Source organism: Shewanella sp. KT0246 (assembly GCF_019654955.1).
Taxonomy (GTDB): domain Bacteria; phylum Pseudomonadota; class Gammaproteobacteria; order Enterobacterales; family Shewanellaceae; genus Shewanella; species Shewanella goraebulensis.
Window position 1 is genome coordinate 102,690 of the sequence record NZ_BPEV01000006.1, and the last position, 15,254, is coordinate 117,943.

Annotated in this window: 17 protein-coding genes; 9 read left to right on the forward strand and 8 right to left on the reverse strand. The window is 39.8% G+C overall.

The window, feature by feature from the left end; genetic code table 11:
- Positions 1–1,626: a mechanosensitive ion channel family protein gene (locus K5Q58_RS04595; RefSeq protein WP_220752697.1), complete on the forward strand. Its 1,626-nt coding sequence runs from the start codon at positions 1–3 to the stop codon at positions 1,624–1,626.
- A 111-nt stretch (positions 1,627–1,737) separates the two neighbouring features.
- Here K5Q58_RS04595 and K5Q58_RS04600 read toward each other — a convergent pair whose 3' ends face one another.
- The gene (locus K5Q58_RS04600) at positions 1,738–2,607 is read right to left on the reverse strand and encodes a MaoC/PaaZ C-terminal domain-containing protein (protein WP_259651234.1); all 870 of its coding nucleotides are present in this window, start codon (positions 2,605–2,607) and stop codon (positions 1,738–1,740) included.
- A 159-nt stretch (positions 2,608–2,766) separates the two neighbouring features.
- Positions 2,767–3,678, reverse strand: a complete 912-nt coding sequence (locus tag K5Q58_RS04605; protein WP_220752698.1) for a TraB/GumN family protein — start codon at positions 3,676–3,678, stop codon at positions 2,767–2,769.
- Positions 3,679–3,728: 50 nt separating this feature from the next.
- On the opposite strand from K5Q58_RS04605, the gene K5Q58_RS04610 reads away from it, so the two are divergent.
- Entirely contained in the window at positions 3,729–4,040 is a 312-nt protein-coding gene (locus K5Q58_RS04610; protein WP_220752699.1) for a prephenate dehydrogenase, read from the forward strand.
- 274 nt (positions 4,041–4,314) lie between these two features.
- Complete coding sequence (locus K5Q58_RS04615; protein ID WP_220752700.1) at positions 4,315–6,057, forward strand: bifunctional diguanylate cyclase/phosphodiesterase; 1,743 nt, start codon at positions 4,315–4,317, stop codon at positions 6,055–6,057.
- A gap of 93 nt (positions 6,058–6,150) precedes the next feature.
- Here the strand turns inward: K5Q58_RS04615 and K5Q58_RS04620 are convergent, their stop codons facing one another.
- Complete coding sequence (locus K5Q58_RS04620) at positions 6,151–6,681, reverse strand: DUF3016 domain-containing protein (RefSeq protein ID WP_220752701.1); 531 nt, start codon at positions 6,679–6,681, stop codon at positions 6,151–6,153.
- Between the two features lie 323 nt (positions 6,682–7,004).
- On the opposite strand from K5Q58_RS04620, the gene K5Q58_RS04625 reads away from it, so the two are divergent.
- Positions 7,005–7,331, forward strand: a complete 327-nt coding sequence (locus K5Q58_RS04625; RefSeq protein ID WP_220752702.1) for a hypothetical protein — start codon at positions 7,005–7,007, stop codon at positions 7,329–7,331.
- 130 nt (positions 7,332–7,461) lie between these two features.
- Here the strand turns inward: K5Q58_RS04625 and K5Q58_RS04630 are convergent, their stop codons facing one another.
- Positions 7,462–7,971, reverse strand: a complete 510-nt coding sequence (locus tag K5Q58_RS04630) for a DUF4240 domain-containing protein (protein ID WP_220752703.1) — start codon at positions 7,969–7,971, stop codon at positions 7,462–7,464.
- 158 nt (positions 7,972–8,129) lie between these two features.
- Between K5Q58_RS04630 and K5Q58_RS04635 the strand changes: the two genes are divergently transcribed.
- The 5 genes from K5Q58_RS04635 (at position 8,130) to K5Q58_RS04655 (ending at position 11,351) form a co-directional block, all read left to right on the forward strand.
- Complete coding sequence (locus tag K5Q58_RS04635; RefSeq protein WP_259651235.1) at positions 8,130–8,483, forward strand: hypothetical protein; 354 nt, start codon at positions 8,130–8,132, stop codon at positions 8,481–8,483.
- Between the two features lie 89 nt (positions 8,484–8,572).
- Entirely contained in the window at positions 8,573–9,370 is a 798-nt protein-coding gene (locus tag K5Q58_RS04640) for a response regulator (RefSeq protein ID WP_220752705.1), read from the forward strand.
- 211 nt (positions 9,371–9,581) lie between these two features.
- The gene (locus K5Q58_RS04645) at positions 9,582–9,854 is read left to right on the forward strand and encodes an HU family DNA-binding protein (protein ID WP_102526648.1); all 273 of its coding nucleotides are present in this window, start codon (positions 9,582–9,584) and stop codon (positions 9,852–9,854) included.
- 296 nt (positions 9,855–10,150) lie between these two features.
- Positions 10,151–10,843 (forward strand): TorF family putative porin, encoded by a 693-nt coding sequence (locus K5Q58_RS04650; protein WP_220752706.1) that lies wholly within the window; start codon positions 10,151–10,153, stop codon positions 10,841–10,843.
- Positions 10,844–11,174: 331 nt separating this feature from the next.
- Entirely contained in the window at positions 11,175–11,351 is a 177-nt protein-coding gene (locus tag K5Q58_RS04655) for a hypothetical protein (RefSeq protein ID WP_220752731.1), read from the forward strand.
- A gap of 69 nt (positions 11,352–11,420) precedes the next feature.
- Here K5Q58_RS04655 and K5Q58_RS04660 read toward each other — a convergent pair whose 3' ends face one another.
- From K5Q58_RS04660 to K5Q58_RS04675, 4 genes are all read right to left on the reverse strand, one after another.
- On the reverse strand, positions 11,421–11,819 hold the full coding sequence (locus tag K5Q58_RS04660; RefSeq protein WP_220752707.1) for a hypothetical protein: 399 nt from the start codon (positions 11,817–11,819) through the stop codon (positions 11,421–11,423).
- Positions 11,820–11,891: 72 nt separating this feature from the next.
- Positions 11,892–13,256, reverse strand: coding sequence for a sodium:alanine symporter family protein (locus K5Q58_RS04665; protein ID WP_220752708.1), 1,365 nt, complete (start codon positions 13,254–13,256; stop codon positions 11,892–11,894).
- A 518-nt stretch (positions 13,257–13,774) separates the two neighbouring features.
- Complete coding sequence (locus K5Q58_RS04670; RefSeq protein WP_220752709.1) at positions 13,775–14,026, reverse strand: cysteine-rich CWC family protein; 252 nt, start codon at positions 14,024–14,026, stop codon at positions 13,775–13,777.
- Between the two features lie 169 nt (positions 14,027–14,195).
- On the reverse strand, positions 14,196–15,251 hold the full coding sequence (locus K5Q58_RS04675) for a c-type cytochrome (RefSeq protein WP_220752710.1): 1,056 nt from the start codon (positions 15,249–15,251) through the stop codon (positions 14,196–14,198).
- Positions 15,252–15,254: the final 3 nt, after the last annotated feature.

A 15,254-nucleotide genomic window follows, 5' to 3' on the forward strand; every position in this document is an offset into this window, starting at 1 on the left:
ATGCCAAGAATTCTGTTTATTATTTGCTGTTTTTTCAGTGTAATTAGCTTTTCTGGTGCCAGTTATGCAGCTGAAGTCAGCCCAGCAACCGATAATAAAATTCAACAATTACAACAAAAGATTGATACCGATATTATCTGGCTCAAAACCGCTAAAGGTGAATTAAAAGACGTCAGCGAATATCGTATCCGAAACAAAACCAATTTATTACGTGAAGAATTGGCGACCCTCGTAAATCAACCTGATCCAGATGTTGGATACCTAGTACCACAGGTAAACAAACAATTGGTGTTTCTTGATAAAGTTGGTCAGTACCTTGACGAAAGAGTCAATGAATTAAAGCTTCAATTAGGCGGTGATAATGATGCGTCAATTATGCAGAAAATCATCAAGCGAGAAGAAGACCGCGATCATTTTCTTGAAGCTGAACTCGAAACCATTAATTGGGGCAAGACCCTTAACATTAATGTCGACAATGCTGAAGCTGCATTGAAAGCAGAAGTACTACTCCGCGCTGATTATTTTGAAAGTTTAGTAACCTATACTCAGGCACAGTTAAAAATTGCCATAGCCGATGCATCTGATGCAGGAGCCGATATTACCGCAGAGCAAAAAAGTGAAGTCAATTTGCTTAAAGATCGCCTAGCCATGCACACAGAAAGCTTAAATGTTGCTGTTAATATGATGGAATCATTAGGCGAAGATACCACGCAGATTAAACAAACCCTATTTAGTGTTTCAGGAGATATCACTCAAGATGTACTTAATTTTGATGTAGCGTCAAGCCTAATTGAAGAATGGATGACTATTGCTAAAAACCAAGCATTAGAGAATGGCGCAGGTATTACGTTTAAAGTGATCATCTTTTTAATCATTTTATTTTTAGCAAGCTTAGTCGCTAAGCTAGTTCGTAAGGTCGTTCGCAAAGCCGTTAATTCATCTAAATTAAATTTCAGTATGCTACTGCAAGATTTCTTTACCTCAATCTCAGGTAACGTTATTTATGTGCTGGGTTTGCTGATTGCGCTATCACAGCTTGGGTTTGAGTTAGCACCATTATTGGCTGGTTTCGGTATTGCTGGTGTAATTATTGGTTTTGCATTGCAAGACACCTTATCAAACTTTGCGTCTGGCATGATGATCTTAGTCTACCGTCCTTTCGATGTCGGCGACTTGATAAATGCTGCGGGTGTCACAGGACGAGTAAGTCACATGAGCTTAGTGTCAACCACAGTTAAAACCTTAGATAATCAACGATTAATTGTTCCAAACAACAAAATTTGGGGTGATACCATTAATAATATCACCGTAGAGCGAGAACGCCGTGTGGATATGACATTTGGGATTGGTTACGGTGATGATATTCCTAAAGCTGAAAAGATTCTTACTGATATTGTTATGGCCCACCCTAAAGTGAAGCAATTCCCTGAGCCGATGATAAAGTTACACCTACTAGGTGAGTCATCAGTTGACTTTATTGTTCGCCCTTGGGCAGACCCAATCGATTATTGGGACGTTTATTGGGACATTACTCGCGAAGTGAAAATGCAGTTTGACGCACAAGGTGTGAGCATTCCATTCCCACAGCGCGATGTACATATTTACCACGAGAAAGCAGCGGACTAGCTCTGTAACTAGTCTTATAAATATTTTGACTACTGCAACAAAAAGCCCGAGTGAATTCACTCGGGCTTTTTAATTAGTTTTATTTAACTCTTGCCAGTTAATCGCTTTCAACTAATCAAGGTAAGTCATGTTACCGAGTAAGTGTGGGCGACGACCTTTGATATCGCGCATTTCAAAGCGCTTACCATTTTCCATACTTTCAAAAGCAAATGTCACTTGCGAAGGCATAAATACCGGCAATTTAAATTCAACCTCGACTTTGAAAGGACGATGACCAATAAATTGCATGAGTGCCGCTAGCGATCGTGCTTTAGACCACATGCCATGAGCCAACACACGTTCAAACCCAAAACGTTTAGACACTACAGGATGTAAGTGGATTAAATTATAATCTCCAGATGCTTTGGCATATTTACGGCCTAAGTCTTCCGGTAATGTCCACGTTTGGACATCTTCCCATGCCATATCAGATGCCCGTGGTGGTCTTGCTCTACGCCCTTTTGACTCGATACGATAAAGGTAAGTTGATAACGCTTCCCAAACGAGTTCATCACCAACATAAATTTTAGAAACAAGTTCGAATTCAAGACCGGCATCTGTCGTTTGACTTGAAGTCAGCTCACAATGCACATCAAACACTTCATCTGCACCAATTGGGCGATATAAGCTGATACTGTTCTTTAAATGGATCATTCCGAGCAGCGGAAAGGTAATCGCTTTATCGGTAAAAATCGTGGCGTGCAATCTAAATGCAAGCACATACAAGAAGGTTGGCGGCAGAATTTTACCGTCAAAATCAAACTCGCACACTTCAGCATACTGGTTGATTTTCTTGCCAGCGACTTCAATCCCTTTAGCCTGTACTTTCACATTCGGCAAAGGTTGTTCATCCCAACCGGGCTTACGGGTCAGTAATATCTTTCGATATAATGACAACAAAGATGGCATCGAAGCTAATTCTATAGCGTAATCGTTACTCAAATGAGTTACCTTTTCTGTAAATAACGGAAAACGCAGTATTTAGCTAACCTAAACACTGCGTCATAAATTGTTTCATTGGCATTATTATACATCTAGATTGGTAACATCAGTCAAAAAATGACTAACATTGCTAATTAATCAAGAATTAAATTCACATTCCTAATACGCATTACACCTCATTTCCCAACAATCAACCACGCTTAGCCCTGATTTTTGTAACAACTCTGGCAGGGCTTGCTGACCAACAACATGGCCAGCACCGACGATCACAAACAGTTTTTGGTAATCGGTTTGGGCTAACATATCAACAATTCGCTGCGTCATAGTATGGTTTCGCTGCCAAAGTAATTTGTCGAGTAACTCATCAGAATCTTCTGCTTGGTGCTCCATAATATCTGCAATGGCTTGATGGTCGCCGCTACGCCACGCCGAAACAAGTTTTAGCATTTCGTCATCGGTTGCATTGATCGCTTCATCCAATAATTGCGCTTGGGTTTTATCTGAAAAAGAAGAAATGAGGTCAAACTGAAATTCCACGCTTTCTAGTTCAAGTAATGGTTTTGCAGGATCCCGAGCTATAAAAGTCACATCGACCCCCGCTTCAGGTGTTAAGCCTAAAGCAGCAAATCGCCATACCCCAATTTGATTTGCTTGTAGCCAAGTAGCTAAAGGCTTTAATCCATCACACATGGTTTGATTCTGGCCACAAAACACTGGATATAAGCGGGCAATATCTGGCTGTTTTGCTTTGGCAAAACCATACTCTTGCAGAAGCTGTTGCACATTAGCTCTAGTCACATCCGCTTCAATCACTAAGGCATCAGACTCCACAAAAGCTTGCTCAATCTGCAGTGGTAAAGGATAAAAATCAGCTTTACCAATATGAATAGAACCTAATAAGTAGACTTCTTTGCCTTGGTAGTTTGCTTTAAAAAATGGTGGTTTATCTGAATCTGCGGCAAAGACACTACCACCAACTAACAATGATAAAACCACCAGTGCGGATACTTTTTTGCTGTAAAACTGCAGCATCATTGCGATTTTTAACGGTATTTGACTTGTTAGTACCATGCCAGCCCCTTATAATTTAGCTTAATATTATGATGTTAAATGAGGCTATCATGCCGTATACCCAAGTTATCCATCAATTAAAAGAAAGTCTACAAACAGGATACCGCCAAGCCATTGATGCCGATAAAAGACTCGATGAGTTGCGTCAAGCTGGCCATGGCAAGTTTGTGGCAATTTTCACAGAAGAACAAGGCTTTAGCCAAAAAAGCAACCGCTTTTTACCCTATGTTCAGGAACTTGCGAATGAGTTAGAAGAGCTACAAGGCCTAACCCATATTCCACCTGAAGCGCTGGAAGCCCACGTGAAAAAAATTGGTGCTTTACTGCAAACCCTGCATTTGTTTAAGCAAAATACTAAATAAGCCAACTAAGCATATTCACGTAACGCAGCCTTCTGGCTGCGTTTTAGTTTTATCGACAGCTTTATCATCTGAAACAAAATACTCCGCACAAATCACTCATACAAAACACTCAAAAACTTTTAGTCGCCCATATTCACACTTGAAGACTTTATTTCACCATGAACACTTTTCAAGTTAATACTCTGATTTTAATAACTTACTCAGCATAGCCGACATAATTCTGTCATTTTTCTGCAATAGACTGACCCAATTACTTTTTGATGGGATTGATAGAATGAGCGTTATAGATCTAGAAAAAGAACTGACTAAGATTATAAATAAGCAATCTATTAAAGCCATTTTTCAGCCTATTTTTAATATTGGCAATCAAAAGGTTCATGGCTTTGAAGCTTTAAGCCGCGGCCCTGAACACAGCACACTTTATTCACCCGTTCCATTATTCAAAACCGCAGAGCATCATGGAAAACTCAGCGAGTTAGAAACCCTTTGTCGCAGCATTTCTATCAATGCTTTTAAAACCAGTAAGCTTAACGGTAAGCTTTTTATCAATATTTCTCCAAAAGCATTACTCGACCCTGAGCATCCAAAAGGCTTAACCTTACAGCTGATAAATCAAATGGGGTTGCGACCAGAAGATGTCGTAATTGAGTTGTCTGAGCAATACCCTGCTGACGATATCGATTTACTCAAAGATTGCTTAAATCATTATCGAAATCAGGGGTTTTTAACTGCAATTGATGACTTAGGCGCTGGCTATTCAGGTTTACGTTTATGGTCAGAATTATCACCGGATTATGTCAAAATTGATCGTCACTTCATTCATCAAATTGATAGCACCGCAGTCAAGCAAGAGTTTGTCCGCTCAATCGTCGAGTTATGCCAAAATTTAACCTGCAAAGTTATTGCCGAAGGCATCGAAACCCCAGCAGAACTGACGATGCTTAAGCAACTCGGTGTCACATATTGCCAAGGCTACTTACTGGGGCGTCCCAATGCAAAACCTAATACCTATATGGATTCAGAATTGGTTTCCATTCCGATGGCTCCGCAAAATCGATACTGCGAAACAGCTGAGAGCTTATGCGTCCCAGCCAATATTGCCACACCAGATACGAAACTAAAGCAACTTAGTGAGCAATTTATTAACCAGCCAGCGTTACAAGCCATTGTTATTGCTGATAACGGACAAGCTCAAGGTATTGTCAGCCGAAATCATATCTTGGAATTATTTAGTACTCCCTACGGCAGAGCACTACATGAAAACCACCCTGCAAATGCGGTAATGGATAAACAAGTACTACAAATTGATGCCTGTGAGCCGTTATCGACTGTCAGCCAGTTACTGACATCAGAGCATTCAACCACTGTAGCGCAGCAATTTATTATTTTGCGCCATGATAAATTGATAGGAATAGGACATACCAAAGACCTATTGCAACGTATTACTGAACACCGAATTAAAGTCGCAAGGCATGCCAATCCCCTCAGCAACCTACCTGGAAACGTGCCAATTCAAGAAGAGTTAAAACGCTTACGAGCCCAGAAAAAATCCTTCTACTTAGCTTACTTCGACTTATGTCATTTTAAACCTTATAACGATATTTACGGTTTTTCACGTGGTGATGAAGTCATAATGGAAGTGGCGAATCTATTAACTCAACATCAGCATGAACGCTGCTTCGTTGGGCATGTGGGCGGGGATGATTTTGTGATGATTTGTACCTGCTTTGAGGCAATAAATCATAGCCAAGCAATTATTGAACAATTTGAGCATAGTAAACGCGCATTTTACAGTGAAGAACATTGGCTAGCACAAACGATACATGCCAAAGATCGACAAGACAATATGGTTGACCATCCACTGATATCCCTTTGTGTTGGCGTTTTATCACCTGAAGTCACTGTGAATACAACGGATCATGAGTTATCAATGCTTAGCGCTGAAGCGAAGAAACAAGCAAAGTTTGCTAAAAATGGCTTTTACGCCTTAAATCATAGCCAACAAAAAACGGCTTAATGAATAAGCCGTTTAGGTGTTGTTGCTACGATGAACTTAATGCTTAATGCTTAACGCTTGAACCATCAAATAGATAAGCCTAAGAGTTAGCTGTTAAAGCTTTGGTTCAACCGTTTTCTTTAACCAGTCTTTTAGCATGTCTGACTCATACTGAAATGGCTTTTGATTTCGCTTTGAGCTAGTTCCATACATAAAGTTCATATCAACTAACTTCTCGTCACCTGCCATAATCACTTTATCACCTTCAGTGATGCTGTAGGTAAAAGTCATTCTTGGCGGATATAAATCCTTCACGATACGAAGCTCGTTAGCCGTTGTTGCGCCAAATGTAGGACGTAAATCCCCCGCTAAATCAACATCCGAAACTTGCATCTCAAGCTTCTGATTCGGTTTAAGAAACTTTTCAGCTTCTTTATTCAAATTTTCAGTGATGGTATCAAAAAAGCGCTGCTGAAAACGCGACTTAACTTCTGTCGCAGTTTTCAAGTCTCGATAATTTTTAGGCTCTTGCCATTCGACTTTAACTACCCCTTCCTCAGTGACTGGATTTGGGACCACTTCTTCGTCTGCAATCGCTACATTACACATTAATGCGCCTGCAATAAGTAGATGTTTAATTTTCATATGTCGTCTCCTGGCTGTATATAACTCAAACCTAATTTATGCCATTAGTATAAAACCCTAACCTGTATATCAGCTTAACGTAAAGTGTTTAGGTTTGCTGTAGGAAATCGCCCCATTTACATGCAAGGTAAACAATTAATGGTTGAAATAACACCAATACCTGTTCAGTTTCTATTCAGCAAGCTTTCGCTAATATACATCCCAAGCAAACGCACAGAGCCAAACAAGGCAGCAGATAAACAAAAATCTGTTAGCGTCACTGCACATTATCGCTCAAGGAATTAGCGCAAATACTAACCTACGTGTACTACTGGAGTAATAATATGAACAACATCGCAACTCAAAAGACTTTTTCTACTGCCGGCATGACTAAAAAACTTTCTTTAGCCGCGACCTTCTTCGTTGCCCTAGTCGTTTCATCTTCAAGTTTCGCTTATCAATTTGATGTTGATGCTCAAGGCGAGCAAGCGATTAAAGAACATCACCAGTTAATGGAGCAACATATGGCTTCAGCAGAGCAAGAATACTCTGCAGAACTGAATCAAGACTTCGACAAGCAAATGAAAACGGCTGAAAGTAAGTTTTTAGACCAGAAATGCGAACAACGTGGAATGGACTTTGATAGCCAATCTGAGGTTTGCGAAGGCTAATCAGATAGAATACAAATACCATAAAAAATGCAGTCACTGATTAAGCAGTGGCTGCATTTTTTATGGGTAAATCATTAAGGCTGACTCATAAGAGATGCTTCATTAAAGATGATTCTTTAGCAATCGTTCACTAAAACGGAAAACGATCACTTAATTTAGGATAGTTTTTTCTCAAATCCTTTTTCTTGGTACTAAACTTTTTACCTTGAGGAGTATGCTGACCAGAAGGAACAAACGGTAATTCATCACCTGTTCTATCTTCATAAAGCTGACCTGCAACTAAATCATAATCTTCAATAAACGGGTAAGCAGAGCCGTCTTTAGTTGGCCACAAAGCTAACTCACCTAAAGTGTCAGGTTCAGCAATGATTTTGTTGTACCACTGCTCACCTAATGACAGTATGAACCCTCTAAACTCAGCAAAGGCATAATCTGAATCACAACCAGTTATGATGTATGCAGCCCCCCAGATTGCCCAACTGTAACTGCGGCGCATCTGTTGACCAAACATTTTATCAAATGCCGCCAATGACTCATCATCAAGCAAAGCCAGTTTCTCTTTTAAGGCATCGTGGCACTCTTGCTCGGATTGTTGTGGTGCACTTCGAGTCACTAGAGACCAAAATTCTGCGTCTGTCATTTTAATTTTCCTAAATTCTTTTCAAACAACTCACAAAACAGAGTCTACTCGCGCTATTCTACACCACATAAAATCTAAAACCTTACAGCCTATATCTAATCGTTATGAATAAACTCAGCACAATCAGCATTAAACCGCCGCGCAGGCTTATCATTTTGATGGCATTTTACGTATTGCTTTCTATTTTAGCGTTACTGCGTTCTTACTCCATTCAAGGTATAGACCTATTTACTATTGGTGTTATTCCTGTCCTTTTTGGGCTAATAAAACGTAGTCACTGGGCGGGAATGGTATTTAAAATTTATCTTGGAATCCAAACCCTTGCCGCATTAGCGTTAACAACCACTGCTGTCATCGCCTATCAAATTACCCCAGAGGATGTAAAAGTTGAATTTAATGGCATCAACATTCCCATTTCAGCAATTGCATTGTCAGTCTTTATCATTCTTGGGTTTCAGTATTGGGTCGCATTAAGTAAAAAAACCAAAGAATACTTGCAGCAAGTTTGTTAGTGGAAAACTGCGCAGATGTGTATTCAGGACCAAGCTTAAGTTAAAATAGGCGTTATAAGACTCAATTCAAATAATAAGAAGTAATAAAAATGAGCCATTTATCACCCAGTGAGTTATCCATTTTGCTGTTAGAACCTTCTGATGTTCAACGTAAAATTATCACAGCCAGATTAAATCAAGAAGGCGTTAATAGCATTCAAACCGCTTCGAGTATTACTGAAGCAAAAGAGATTATCGCCCGCCATACGCCAGATCTCATTGTCAGTGCATTACATTTTGAAGACGGTGAAGCAACCGAACTTTTAAGCTTCATTAAACAGAATAAAGCTTACCAAGATATTCAATTTATGCTGGTTTCTAGCGAATGCCGCCGTGAACAATTAGAGATATTTAGACAATCAGGTGTCGTTGCAATCTTACCCAAACCCTTTGATGCTGATCATCTCGCTACCGCACTGAACTCAACCATTGACTTAATCAGTAATGATGAGCTGGATTTGAGCCATTTTGATGTCCAAGATATTCGTACTTTGGTGGTTGATGATAGCCGCATGGCCCGTAACGTCATTAAACGTACCATTGGTAACTTAGGTATCAGAGTTATCAGTGAAGCAGAAGATGGCGCTCAGGCTATTGAATTAATGCAACAGCAAATGTTCGATTTGGTCATCACCGATTACAATATGCCAAGTGTTGATGGTTTAGCCTTGACACAATACATTCGCAACGAAAGTCAGCAATCACATATTCCCATTTTAATGGTTTCCTCTGAGGCCAATGATACTCATTTAAGCAATGTCTCTAGTGCCGGAGTTAACGCTTTGTGTGATAAGCCTTTTGAACCCAAACTTGTTAAACAACTCTTGTATCAACTGTTAGAGGAATAATATTTAGCTTTAGCTATTTAAGCTGACTGACATAATTGACTAGTCATATACGCCTTTGAAGTAGCTCAATCAGGTAATTTATCCCTAAAATGTCGTTTAAATGCCTTATAGCTACACATTTATCAGATAAAAGGCTTTCAAAGCCCCATGGCTTATGGCATGTTAATCTAGTTTTAAATAAACACATCTATGGAAAGCAGAGAATATCAACATGAACAAAAGTGAATTAATTGCAAAAATTGCAGAAAATGCTGAGTTAACTAAAGCTGAAGCTGGTCGCGCACTAAAGTCTTTTGAAGAAGCTGTTACTGAAGCCATGAAAAGTGGTGACAAAATTTCTATCGTAGGTTTTGGTTCTTTTGAAACCTCAGTTCGTGCAGCACGTACTGGCCGTAACCCACAGACCGGCAAAGAAATTCAAATCGCTGAAGCGACTGTACCAAAATTCAAAGCTGGTAAAACACTAAAAGATAGCGTTAATTAATTTAACAGCTTGAATTATAAAACCTCCTACTTGGAGGTTTTTTTATGCCTCAAACTTAATGCTACCTACTGAATCCTGCTGTAATAACGCACAACAAAAGTGCGCCTCCGCCTCATTTTAATGCAACATTTTTGCTACAAGTCGGTGCAAAATACACCAACCTCATGATATTAATGAATTTTTAAACATGGCACACCATTAGCAACACCTCATACAGATAAAATCAACATTGAACCAAGCTGCCCGATGAGCAAGCAATAGGTGCAATGAATAAGAAAAACTTGAGGGAATGAAAAATGAAAAAATCGTTATATAAAGCTATTGCGCTATCAACAGGTTTATTACTCAGTGGATCAGCATTAGCTGAAGTTACAGGTAATATTGGTGCGACATCTAACTACCTATGGCGTGGTGTGAGCCAAACAGATAATGGCGCTGCAGTTCAAGGTGGCATTGATTATGCTGCAGACTCTGGTTTTTATGTTGGCGGTTGGGCTTCAAATGTCGACTTTGGTGACGGCACCTCATACGAGCTGGATATTTACGCAGGTTACGGTGGCAATATCACAGAAGACTTAAGCTATGACATCAATTATCTTTATTACGCATACCCAGACTCTCCTGGTAGCGTAGATTTTGGTGAAGTGACTGTTGGTCTAGCATGGAAATGGTTAGATGTTTCATACTCTCATACAGTGAATGGCGGAGATGATATCGCTGCTGAACCATTAGATTCAAAAGACATGATGTATGCGCAAGCTAACCTAACCTTCCCATTAACTGAAAAGTTATCACTGGGCGTGCATTACGGTTACTCAGATGGTGATGTCATCACAAGCTGGTTCGGTACAGATAGCTACTCAGAATACAATGTTTCACTCAGTGCAGATACTGATTACGGTACAGTTTCATTTACTGCATCAGATACTGACTTAGACGAAGATGATGCTAAAATTGTACTAGGTTACTCATATAGCTTTGGATTATAAGACTTAATTAACGCTTTCAAAATTATGAAAGCTTGATTTAAGCATGTTAAGCACAAAAAACGCCACTCATTTGAGTGGCGTTTTTAATGACAAAAATAAAAGTTTTCAATTCTACAACTAAGCAAATATTTAAATAGCTGCTACATTCAAATTATGTCGCTAATTTGATGTTTTCGCTTATGTCTATTAGCCCAACTTTATCGTTTTACTAAACATTGACGTTGCTGGCACCAAGTAACCTGTGACACTCAGGGCAGATTTACCTTTCGCTTTTCACACTTGTTTGAGCACAGGCTCAGCATCGTCAGTTAACAATGACATAGAGGGTAGAATGATGGCCAATATTACTGAAACCATTCCCAATGACACTGAAATTGAAGCTATGGTCACGCCTAGAAACAAACGTTCAGCAGAAATAATTGAACGTAAAAGGCAGGTTAAACGACGTCTAGATGATTATTTAGAACAGGCAGAATTACGAAAAAATCTTGATGATGAGTTTTTTTGAATCAATTAACTCACTTATTGCTCGAGATTTTTATAAGTGAGTTAATTAAGCTAGCTGCACTTTTAATCATTACGATTTTAAAAAATAAGCAAGTCCACTGCATTCTAAATAAATAGAACAAGCTGGATAAATCATTTCACCGCAGTCAGCAATAATAAGCGCATTACCGCCTCTTTCTTTCGTTTGAACTTTCAGTTCTTTTTGCAAAGTATTCAAACTAGGCGCACCAAATTCTATTTGTTCGCGGGTGCTGGCGCAAAATGTTGTCACCACTTCACCTAATGGTTCGTTGTCGTGGTTATAAAGTTCGCTCGGTTGATATACCTCAACAGTAGAGGCTACTGCTTGATAGGTAATATATTGATCTGCATTGGTTCTAAATGACACGCCATTGCAACCACTTAGAAGTGCTGCTCCAATAAGTAATCCGCTGAAGGTTTGTATCGCTTTTCTATTGAGTTTTATCATTTAATATCCCTTTAAAAGTAAAGGCATACACTCCCCTGTGTATGCCATAACATCAAACTAGCTAGAGGTTAATTAGTTTTCTAAAGCTTGCGCTTTTTGCTTAGCAAAGTACTCACGTGTTAGGGCAAATACCACAGGGCTCAATAATGCGAGCGCAATCAAGTTTGGAATTGCCATCATAGCGTTCAGCGTGTCCGCCAATAACCAGATAAATTCAAGAGAGCTCACTGCGCCAATAGGTACGACGAGAGTCCACACTAATCTAAACGGTTTTACTACCTTGTCACCAAACAAGTACTGCATACATTTTTCACTGTAAAAACTCCAGCCTAGGATAGTGGTAAATGCAAATACAGCCAGAGCGATAGCAACAATATAATTACCCATAGGCAATGCATGAGAAAAGGCAAATGATGTTAATGCCGCGCCATTTTCGCCTGATGTCCAAGCGCCAGAAACGATAATTGCCAAGCCTGTAATAGAACAGACAATGATGGTATCAATGAATGTACCTAGCATTGCAACTAACCCCTGTTTAACAGGTTCATTAGTTTGTGCTGCGGCATGGGCGATAGGCGCACTACCTAAGCCAGCTTCATTTGAAAATACACCACGGGCGACACCAAAACGAATCGCAGCCCAAACAGCCGCACCTGCAAAACCACCTTGAGCAGCAACGGGGTTAAAAGCACTGTGAACAATTAATTGAAATGCAGCCGGAATTTGGTCTGCATAGACCACTAATACCGCTAAGCCTGCCGTGATATAGAATAAAGTCATTAACGGTACTAATTTACCTGCAACATCTGCAATACGCTTAATACCGCCCATTAGTACAGCACCAACTAATACCATTAACACTAAACCTGTGACCCAATTGGGTACACCAAAATTACTGCTCATCGCATCAGCTACAGAGTTAGTTTGCACCGTATTACCAATACCGAAACCAGCAAGTGAACCTAGAACGGCAAATGCTGTACCTAACCAAGCCCACTTACTGCCAAGACCATTTTTTATGTAATACATCGGCCCGCCGACATGATTACCGTTACCGTCTTTTTCACGGAACTTTACCGCTAATACGGCTTCAGCAAACTTAGTTGCCATACCGACTAACGCTGTACACCACATCCAAAATAGTGCGCCTGGGCCACCCAAGAATATGGCTGTTGCCACACCTGCAATATTACCTGTACCAATGGTTGCTGATAGTGAGGTCATTAATGCATTGAAAGGGCTAATTTCGCCTTTTTCATCTTTACCTGACTCACCGCGTCCTGACCATAACAGCTTAAAACCTGTGCCTAATTTTAGGATTGGCATTAATTTCAATCCAATGGATAAAAATAATCCCACTCCTAAAATCATCACCAACATGGGAACGCCCCATACGATGCCGTTAACCGTGTTTACAAATGCTGTAACCTGTTCCATCTAAAACCTCATAATGAGTTAAGTATTTATTGTTATTTTCATTATTGTTAGTTGTTGTTATCACTTAAGTTTTAATCAGCAACTATGTCCCGTATTTGCATCAAGCAAAAAAGAAGAGAATTCAGATTACCTGCATTACACACAAATTGGAAACACCAACGCGATAATCATCTAAAATTAACTCATTAACTGTATTAAATCAGCAGATTGATTGGATTAAATTATTAAAAAAGGCACTTCTAATATGATAGTGCCTTTTGCAATAGTTTTAATATTGCCGCTTTCAAAGCAGGCTTATTAACAAGGCAAAGCTGTATGGCTTACGAGCAAAGCAGAAGGGGAAAATTATTTATTAAGTATCATCTGCAAGTTATCAGCCCTGCTTGTAAGTCATTACTATATGGCGGTTTCAAAGTTCATCAACATCTACACCAACACCAACACCAACACCAACATGACAATCATCGGCTAATTCATTTGGCCGCAAAAGACCCAAGTTACATGCGTTTGTTGCTCGTCTATTGAGTTAATTTTTTATAGCAGTCTTGGCAAACACAGGCTTTGCCTGATAAGTCAGATAATAATTTCGGATCCACTTTTTTTTCAGCTGACTGAGTCAAACACCAGCAACTTTCAATCGATAAACCCGCTGTTACCGCACACTGATTTTGTTTAAAGCATATTGGACAAATTAATGATTCACTCACCTCTTTCAAGTCAACTGCTTTATCATTTGGTTGAAATACCTGTACTGGGGGGACTTGTGCCATTGAGGCTCTCCTCATTTCAAACCCATAGAGTATGAGTTTAGATTGGTTAACTTTACTTAACTGCGCTTAATTATGAGCCCAGAGTATAAAACAAAAAATCGGTGCAAAAGCACCGATTCTTTACTAACAAAAGCTTACTAACAAAAATTTACTAACTAAAAGTTTTCGTTTATTGCGATGCTGGGAATATTGGGAAAGCTTCTACGCCTAAGGTGACACTTGCATCTATTGGGCTTGGCTTGCCATAAAAACCATCATGCTGATGAAAACTGGCTTGAGTTTCAGCGATATGACCTTTAAACCTTGGGTCTTGTGGACGTTCATGAGCATTAACAAACGCTGCGACATCCCAAGCTTGCTGCACCGTTAGCTGCATGCTTTTACCCAACGGCATATTTTCATATATAAAATTAGCTGCAGTATTAACTCGGTGCATACCAGCCCCCCAGTTATAACTTTGTGGTCCCCACAATGGTGGTAATGAACTAACTTCAGCCATCTTCAAGCCTTGGCCATCATCACCATGACATGCCTGACAATGGGCTTGATAAACGACCTCACCGCGCTGTACTGAATAAGCCAACTCAGGCTTAGCTAACTTTGGAAAACCTCGCCCAGGTAACATGGTGAGCGCTTTTTGATCGAGCTTTGAAGTGACCGCATCAGGTAAAGGAAAATCTTCTCTATTACCGCCCTTAAGCAGCTCTCCATCAGTCATTTCAGGTACTGGGCCAGTAATGCCAAACTGATTCATTAATCCACTCATGGCTAACCAATAAGAATAAGCTGAAATGGCCACCAAAGACTCACTGCCAGATTCTGGCGCTTTACCATTCATTGAATAAGTAAAACAGCCTTGAATACGTTCTTCATAAGAGTTTACTTTATCGTTTTTCTTACGATATGCAGGATAAGCCAAATAAGCGCCCCAAAGCGGTGAAGCATTTGCCTTATTACCTGCATTCATATGGCAATTAACACAGTTTAATTCGTTACCCACGTAGGTATCGCGCATTTGCTGACTATTCACAAATAACTGATAACCCTTTCTGACTTTGTCACCAAATTCGCCCTTGGGAATAGTAGATAGTTCACTTGGCGTTAAATATTGTGCATTAGCATCTTTTGCAACAGAAGGAAGTTGCGCTTGTCTATCAGGTAACTCTGTTGCTGATAATCCCAAACTTAGGAACACACCAGCCACTGAAAAGTAATATAGCTTCATAGT